Origin of the sequence: Ruminococcus sp. RTP21358st1_G6_RTP21358_211008 (assembly GCF_040908885.1) — a bacterium.
Classification (GTDB): domain Bacteria; phylum Bacillota; class Clostridia; order Lachnospirales; family Lachnospiraceae; genus Blautia_A; species Blautia_A faecis.
This window is the reverse complement of the sequence record NZ_JBDGDM010000005.1, coordinates 110,681-117,227: the sequence shown is the minus strand read 5'-3', so window position 1 is coordinate 117,227 and position 6,547 is coordinate 110,681. Positions and strand designations below refer to the sequence as shown.

General features: G+C 38.0%; 6 protein-coding genes and 1 pseudogene. All 7 read left to right on the top strand.

Going from position 1 to position 6,547, the window contains the following annotated elements; translation table 11 throughout:
- The first annotated feature begins 82 nt into the window (after positions 1-82).
- Complete coding sequence (locus AB5Z12_RS03360; protein WP_368356900.1) at positions 83-730, top strand: carbohydrate ABC transporter permease; 648 nt, start codon at positions 83-85, stop codon at positions 728-730.
- 5 nt (positions 731-735) lie between these two features.
- Positions 736-1,605: a PfkB family carbohydrate kinase gene (locus AB5Z12_RS03355; RefSeq protein ID WP_177297924.1), complete on the top strand. Its 870-nt coding sequence runs from the start codon at positions 736-738 to the stop codon at positions 1,603-1,605.
- Between the two features lie 30 nt (positions 1,606-1,635).
- Positions 1,636-2,628, top strand: a complete 993-nt coding sequence (locus AB5Z12_RS03350; RefSeq protein ID WP_368356899.1) for an SIS domain-containing protein — start codon at positions 1,636-1,638, stop codon at positions 2,626-2,628.
- A 38-nt stretch (positions 2,629-2,666) separates the two neighbouring features.
- Complete coding sequence (locus AB5Z12_RS03345; RefSeq protein ID WP_118577618.1) at positions 2,667-3,647, top strand: SIS domain-containing protein; 981 nt, start codon at positions 2,667-2,669, stop codon at positions 3,645-3,647.
- 179 nt (positions 3,648-3,826) lie between these two features.
- Complete coding sequence (locus AB5Z12_RS03340) at positions 3,827-4,579, top strand: GntR family transcriptional regulator (RefSeq protein ID WP_368356898.1); 753 nt, start codon at positions 3,827-3,829, stop codon at positions 4,577-4,579.
- Positions 4,580-4,640: 61 nt separating this feature from the next.
- Positions 4,641-5,513 carry a YitT family protein gene (locus AB5Z12_RS03335; protein WP_227198683.1) on the top strand — a complete coding sequence of 291 codons (873 nt, stop codon included), beginning with the start codon at positions 4,641-4,643 and terminating at the stop codon, positions 5,511-5,513.
- A gap of 175 nt (positions 5,514-5,688) precedes the next feature.
- Positions 5,689-6,495: pseudogene (locus AB5Z12_RS03330) on the top strand (IS256 family transposase); the annotation flags it as partial.
- Positions 6,496-6,547: the final 52 nt, after the last annotated feature.

Sequence of the window (6,547 nt, the reverse complement as noted above, 5' to 3'; positions counted from 1 at the left end):
TTAGACATAAAATATGCTCCCTCCTAAGTGACAAGTTTTTATTATTTCACTTGTCTACCTAGAAGGGAGCATATCATATGCTGTGAAATATGGTGTTGGTCAGTATTTTTTTAATAGTATCATTGTAACAGTTGGAACTGTAATTATGACTGTGCTCTGTTGTTCACTGGCCTCCTATGTATTAAGCAGGTTTGAGTTTAAAGGGAAAAATCTCATATTTATTATGATTGTGGCAGGAATGATGATTTCACCAGAAGTAAATCTGGTTTCCTTGTTTAAACTTATGCAGAAACTAAAATTGTATAATACATATCTTGGATTAATTATTTCCTATAGTGTATTTCAGTTTCCGTTTACAGTGCTGCTGTTTCGTTCTTATATGCTGTCTCTTCCAAAATCTGTGGAAGAAGCTGCTATGTTGGATGGTTGTTCTGTAATACAAATGTTTACGAAAATTGTGTTACCAATGAGCAAACCAATATTATTTTCAGGAGCGTTGTTTGCCACAATGCATGCATGGAATGAATATATGTTTGCTACGGTATTTGTAGAAAGTGATAAGTTAAAAACAGTCCCTGTTGGTCTGGTTTCTTTGCAGACTGCTTTAAGAACAGATTATCCTGTTTTGATTGCAGGATTGACAATATCAGCTGCTGTAGTAGTTGTTGTTTTTCTGATATTCCAGAAGCAGTTTGTCAGAGGGCTTGCACAGGGAGGCGTGAAAGGATAGAAAATATGAGAATACTAGGTTTGGGTGATTGTTGTGTGGATTATTATATTCACAAAAAGATGGCGTTTCCAGGAGGAAATGCATTTAATGTAGCGGTGTATGCAGCGGAGAATGGCGCTGAAGCAGGATTTTTAGGAACAGTAGGTGATGATGTCATAGGAGAACATATCCTGAAATGTGCCAGAGAAAAGCATGTAGACATTTCACATTGTCCTGTGAAGCATGGAGTATCCGGACGGGCTGCGGTCAACATTGTTGATGGTGACAGAGTATTTGTTAGTGGTTATTTTGAAGAAAAACATGGTGTTGGAAGTTTGTACCCACCTATGTTGAGCAGTGCAGATCTGAACTATGTAGAATCATTTCAGCTTGTACACAGTTCCTGCTATGCACATGTAGAAAATCAGATTGAAAGAGTACGTGCATTAGGACCGATTATCAGCTTTGATTTTTCATCTGAAGATAAATATCGTACGGATGAATATCTGAAACAGGTAAGTCCAATGGTAGATATGGCACTGTTTTCCTGTGAAGATATGTCGGATGAAGAGTGTATTAGCTTTGCCAAAAAAGTACAAGGATATGGTGGTGCACATGTGCTGATGACCAGGGGAAAAGGTGGACAGCTGTTGGTAACAAAAGATGGTCTGTGCCATAAGGGGCAGGCAAAATTAATACAGGCCGTAGATACTATGGGCGCAGGAGATTCTTTCTTTGCCGCATTTTTGGTAACTTTGTTAAAAGAAGGATGGACCAAAGACAGTATCATTACAGAATCTATGATAGAAGTTGCTTTTGCAGCTGCAGCAGATTTTTCAGGACGTAACTGTTTAAGAGAAGGATCTTTTGGTATGGGACTTTCTATTGAAATGTAAATAATGAAATGCAAATAAAAGGAGGAAAAAATGCTTAAGTTTAATGAGGATGCAATCAAAAAAGACGTGGAAGAGACACTTGCACTGCGCAAAGATGTGGAAGCTGCTGTGAAAAAAATTTGCAAGAAAGGTTATAACAATATTTTTCTCGTAGGTATTGGCGGTACATATGCAGTTGCAGAAGAATTAATGTCTTATCTTAAAGGACATTCCAAAATTGAAATATATCTTGAAAATGCAGCGGATCTGACAGCTGAAGGAAATACAAAGCTTGGAGAAAAGTCTGTTATGGTGATCACATCGGCTACAGGAAATACTCCGGAAATGACAGATGCTGTGCGTTATGGCAAGGAAAAAGGAGCTACGATTTTTGGATTTGTGGATGAAAAAGATTCTCCTCTGGCAAAAGAAACTGAAATTTTGTTTTCATGCAAAGGTGGAGCTTATCTGAAGCTGCTTGTGACTATGCTGGCGTTCATGAAAGAAAAGGGAGAATTCGAATTGTATGATCTCTTTTATCAGCAGGCAGAATCATTAGGGGATGCATTAATTAATGTGCAGAAAGAAGCGGATAAAAAAACAGAAGAATTTGCAGAAAAACATGGTGAGGACAGTATGCACTATGTTGTTGGCGGAGGAATGTTAAAAGGTGCAGCTTATAGCTATGCGATGTGCTACATGGAAGAGATGCTGTGGATGCGTACAAAATCTATTTCCTGTGCAGACTTTTTCCATGGTACACTTGAAATTATTGAAAAAGATACGAATGTAACTCTGTTTAAAGGGGAAGATCATGGCAGAGCTCAAGCAGAACGTGTAGAACGTTTCTTACCTAGAATCTGCGATAATATTACAGTATTTGATACAAAAGAATATCATACACCTGGAATAGATGACACATTCAGAGAAATTTTGACACCAATGATAATGGCTGCTATTTATGCACGTATTAATGTGCACCTGGAAAATGTAAGAAAGCATCCAATGGAAATCAGAAGATATTATCACAAACTGGATTATTGATGTGAAAGATAAAACAATAAAATTGAGGAGGTCATATTATGAAAATCGATTATAAAGCAGTCGTAAAAGAAATTCTGGATTCAAGAAAGGAAAATGGAGGTATTCATGCGATTTACTTCGCTGCCTGCGGTGGTTCTAAAGCAGGATTAACAACTGCTGACTTTTTCTTAAAGTGTGAGTCAGCAACAATAGATAGTCATGTGTATACTGCAAAAGAGTTTGTACTTTGTCCACCTAAGGCTTTTGACGAAAATTGTATTGTAGTTACCTTGTCTGCAAGCGGAACTACACCAGAGGCTGTTGCAGCTGCAAAAGCAGCAAAAGAAAAGGGAGCAGTGTCTATTACAATTGTAGGTAAGAAGGATTCTCCACTTGCAGAGCAGGGAGACTATGTATTCTTTAATGGTGATGAGCCGAAGTATCAGTACTCCACATGTTCTATGGCAGTAGCTCTGCGTTTTGCAGTAGAACTTTTACAGCAGGCGGAAGGATATGAGCACTATGATGACATGCAGCATGGTTTTGATATACTGGATGATGTGATCAAAAAAGCACGTGAATATGCAGAGCCAGGTGCTATCCGATTTGCAGAAGAACATAAAGATGATAAAGTGCTTCATGTTATGGCCACAGGCGCAAATTATAACGTAGCGTATACAACAACTACATGTATTTTAATGGAGTGCCAGTGGATTCACTCAAATCCAATTCATAGTGGAGAGTTCTTCCATGGACCATTTGAAGTTGTAGATAAGGAAGTTCCATTTCTTGTACTTGTGGGGGTAGGAAGAGAAAGAGAAATGGATGAAAGAGCTGTTGATTTCTTGAAAAAATATGGAAAACGCATCACAGTGTTGGATGGTAAAGAGTTTGGTATTGATATACTCGGCCCAACAGTTGCAGAGTATTTAAGCCCGCTGGTGTTTACCGGAGTACTGAGCAGATACAGCCACCGTCTTGCAGATGCTCGTAATCATTCCGTATATGTACGCCGATATATGTGGCATGTTCCTTATTGATTGGGAAAATGGCATAGAACTGGCTTGAAATACGATAGCCTAGATGAAGGTGAAATATCTAACGCTGGTAACTTTTAGAGGAATATACTTAGAAAGCTTGCTGGATCGGAAAAAAGATTATATAATATAAAATAAAAACGTATATGTTTAGAGACATATACAGATGAATGAGGTGCATTATGAACGAATTAGATCCGCAGAGTATTGTTCCGCTATATAAACAGTTGAAGGACTTGCTTCTTCAGGAAATTAAAGAGGGAATTTATAAAGCAAATCAGAAAATTCCGACAGAATTGGAATTAAGTGAAAAATATCAAATTAGTCGAATGACTGTTCGGAAAGCACTTGCTGAACTGGTGGAAGAGGGCGCTCTGGCGAAAAAGCAGGGAAAAGGAACATTTGTGCAGGAAGAAAAGATGACAGAGGATCTTTCAAGCCCAAATAGTTTTACCAATCTCTGTAAACGTAATGGCAAAGTTCCAGGAGGCAAGACGTTAAAATGCACACTTCAGGAGGCAAAAGACAGAGATCGGCAGCAGTTAAAATTAGAAAATGGTGAAATGGTTATTTTGGTAGAGCGTGTGCGAACAGCAGATGATGTACCTGTTATGCTGGAAAAGCTTTATTTTCCAGGACATTTGAAAAATATACTTGTAGAAGATTTGAATAATGCATCTTTGTATCAGATCCTTCTTGAAAAGTATGGACTGCAGTCTGGAAACTCAGTGATGGAAATTAGTGTGTGCGAGGCTACGCCAGAAGAAGCAGCGGAGTTGAAAGTAAAAACAGGGACACCTTGTTTATTGATGGAAGAAATTGTGTATGATCAATATGATAAGCCCTTCCATCGAACCAAGTCAGTGCTGCGAGGTGATAAATTTAAATATATCAGTCCGCGAATGAATGTGGTAAAGCATGTGAACAGTAATTAAACAAAAAGCCGGAAGCCTTGAATGTGGTTTCCGGCTCTTTTAGAATACGTGGAGGCTTGTAATGAAATTAGAGAAAAAGGTTAAAAAAAAATTAGAGGATCTGGGGATTTTTTTACTTTCTGGTTTTCTGATTGGTATTGCAACATATAATTTTGCATCGGCATTTTCTTTTCCTATGGTTGGGTTTACTGGGATAGGGTTGATAGGTTATCATTTATTTGGGATTCCTATAGGTATGACTGTGGTTTGCTTAAATATACCGATGGCTCTTATTTCATGGAAAATACTAGGACGGGAATTTTTGGAAAAGTCTATACTGTGTATTGCAAGTGTTGCTTTTTTTACAGATTATATTGCACCATTGTTTCCGAGATATACTGGAGAAACGCTTCTGGCAGTTTTGTGTACAGCGACTTTATCAGGAATTGGTTATGCTCTAATGTATACAAGAAATGCATCAAGCGGTGGGACTGATTTTATGATTATGCTTGTGCGAAAAAAATTTCCCCATCTTTCTTTAGGTTCATTAACATTGATTCTTGATTCGTCAGTTATTATTTTGGGAGTATGCCTAGTGTCAAAAAGTGCAGACAGTCTTTTGCTTGGAATTTTAATTACTTTCTTAATATCGGTAGTTATAGATAAAGTAATGAATGGATTTTCAGCAGGAAAAATGACGATGATTATTTCGCATTATCCAGAGCAAATTGCTCAGATGATTGCACAAAAAGTAGGAAGAGGGGCAACATTTCTTTGGGCGGAAGGCAGTTATACACATAATCATAAGAAAATAGTGCTTTGTGCTTGTAATAATAAAGAATTGTATATTATTCGAAAAAATGTATTGTTGATAGATCCTGAAGCTTTTGTTGTCATTATGGATTCAAATGAGGTACTGGGGGAGGGGTTTATTGAACCTGGTGTTGTTAATTAAGAATACAGTGTTATTTGGCAATGTTATGTCAGGAAAAGAATAATGTGAAGCTTCCAGAATGAGGAACTCTGAATAAAATGATGGATAATTCAGAAGCGATGTTGGAATATGATTTTAAAAAAGAGCTGTCGCACTAATCAAAGTCTCAGGTAGTGTAAAATAGTTTGTATTTTTTATGGCAGTTGCAAAAGAACAAATTCGACAGATCATCTCAGAAAACAACATTAATAGCGTTGCAGATATATACACGCTTCTGAAAGACCGTTTCAAGGATATCCTGCAGGAGCTGATGGAGGCAGAAATGGATGCAACTCTTGGCTACGAGAAAAACCATAAGGGAGATCTACAGACAGACAATAAAAGAAATGGTCATTCTACAAAAAACTTAAAGAGTCAATATGGTGAATTTCAAATCGACGTACCAAGATACCGTAATGGTGAGTTTGAACCAAAACTCATCCCTAAATACCAGAGAGATATTTCCAGGATTGAGGAAAAAGTGATATCTTTATATGCCCGTGGTATGAGTACACGTGACATCCACGACCAGCTCCAGGATCTTTATGGAATTGAGCTATTAGCTGAAATGGTCAGCAAGATCACAGACAAAATACTTCCTCAGGTTAAGGAATGGCAGTCCCGTCCTCTGAACCCGGTTTATCCGTTTGTCTTTATGGACTGTATTCATTATAAAGTACGTGAGGATGGCAGGATTCTGAGTCGTGCTGCGTATGTAGTTCTTGGCGTTACAGTGGAGGGATACAAAGATATCCTCGGCATCACAGTAGGCGCAAATGAAACCAGCAAGTTCTGGCTTGGGATGCTTAATGATCTTAAGAACCGCGGAGTAAAAGATGTCCTTTTCTTCTGCGTGGATGGTCTTCCGGGTTTTAAAGAAGCTATTCAGGCAGTTTATCCGCAGGCAGAGATTCAGAGATGTGTGATCCATATGCTACGCAATTCTTTCAAATATGTAAATTATAATGATCTGAGAACAATCTGGAAATGTTCGAACAGGTTCATATGGCAGTTGC